Source organism: Paenibacillus septentrionalis, from assembly GCF_042659865.1.
In the GTDB taxonomy this organism is placed as follows: Bacteria; Bacillota; Bacilli; order Paenibacillales; family Paenibacillaceae; genus Pristimantibacillus; species Pristimantibacillus septentrionalis.
Window position 1 is genome coordinate 1 of sequence record NZ_JBHSTE010000020.1, and the last position, 1,805, is coordinate 1,805.

General features: G+C 43.9%; 1 pseudogene. It reads left to right on the forward strand.

The annotated features are described in order from the left end of the window. Positions 1 to 1,805, forward strand: a pseudogene (locus tag ACFP56_RS21665) (hypothetical protein); the annotation flags it as partial.

The window sequence follows — 1,805 nt, forward strand, 5'->3', positions numbered from 1 at the left end:
AAGCTGTTTGAGCTGGTTAACCGCATTGAGTGGAACGATGATCGTAACAATTATGTGGTGATGTTCAATCGAGGAAGCATGTCAGAGTTAGATAGTATGGATTATGAGATGGAGCTTGCGAACGAACTAAACCAATACTATGCACATTACATTTCAGTTGGTACAACTGCAAATGCTGCACGAAATCAAAGTTTAATCGCCATGATGAATGGCAATGGTACAACGACAACTAGTACAGCGATAAATTCAATCAAAAACACGATCAAAAACTATATTAGTGAAACAGCAGTAAAGAATCCTAAACGAGTAACAGACACACTTGTTCTAAACTATAATCAAAAAACGGGTTCCTATCGCTCTGATGTACTCATAAATACGTTTTATTCCGACATTGAAGGAGATCCAAAGATCAATGAACGTTTCAAAACGACACATGATCCCACCGTATATGAGAACCATACTGGATTGATGGAAGGGATCGGACAGTACCAGGATGCACCAACCACGCAATTTACAAAAGTGGGCAAGTATGAAATGGTCGTGCAAGTGCAGGATAACCCGAGCACCAACGCCGCCTTTGCAAATTACCGACAATGGAGTCTGGATTCGCTGTCAAGGCTGGTATTGTTTGTGCATCGCGCACCTGTGGCCGAGTTCACGGCAAAGGTGAACAGTAGCCGAAGATTAACCATTAGCGATCTATCTTATGATCTGGATCGGTACTCTCAGCGGAATAAAGGGATTGTAACGAAGGTATGGAAATGGAAACGATTTGATGATGAAAATTGGACGGAGGGTACGCCTCCGACAACTTTGGCAGCCAATACCGATTACCTTCTATCGCTAAAGGTGAAAGACATCGAAGGAGCTTGGTCTAATGAAGTAATTAAAATGGTGTCAACAAAAGCTAGTAATCAGCCGCCCGTTGCATTATTTGAAATTAATCCTAAAACCGTATCTTGGAGCAAGAGCTTTACGATTACGGACAGATCCTATGATCCCGATGGGGATGCCTTGATTGCAAGAGAGTGGCAAGTGTATCGGGATGGCAAACAGATTCTCACGAAGTCATCCATCCCAACAACGAATGAAATGAAGCAGGCAGCTGTAAGGGCAGGTTATGATCAGCTTGGTCAATACCACGTTAGACTGCGCGTACAGGATAGTGGAGGCTTATGGTCGGATTGGTACAGTGATTTTGCGACAATCGTCAATCATCCACCGATAGCTGAATTTGAGCCAATAACGGTCACGTACCGCGATACGATTAATACGGTGTTAAACCTAACAGCCAATCCAGATCAAGATGGAGATGCTGTATCCTATCGCTGGCGGCTGTTGCGAGACGGAAACGTCTATAATGTAGGCACAGCGAAGGATGCATCTTTTCGCATTCGCGATCGAGGTTTAGGAAAACAGGCATTAGGAACATGGGCACTGGAGTTAAGAGCTTCAGATCCATTGGGAGCAGAGAGTTACATGACGCATAGCTTTCAGGTTGTGAATCAAAAGCCAACGGCAGTCATTACAAGCTCTCCGCCATTTGCCTATGCGGATGAATCGTACAGTTTTACGAGCAGAGTGGATGATCCCGATAGCGAAGATCGAAGCAGCTTAAAAACGTTCTGGCGTTTAACTGCCCCAAGCGGTAAAGTGAGAATGTTCTATCAAGGTCATCTAAGTAACGTTACCTTTGATGAAAAAGGCACACATCGAATGGAGCTTTGGTCTGAGGATCAATTTGGGGCAGAAAGTGACATTGTATCGGTTAGCTTTAATGTATTGAATCGTAGACCAGTAGCAGA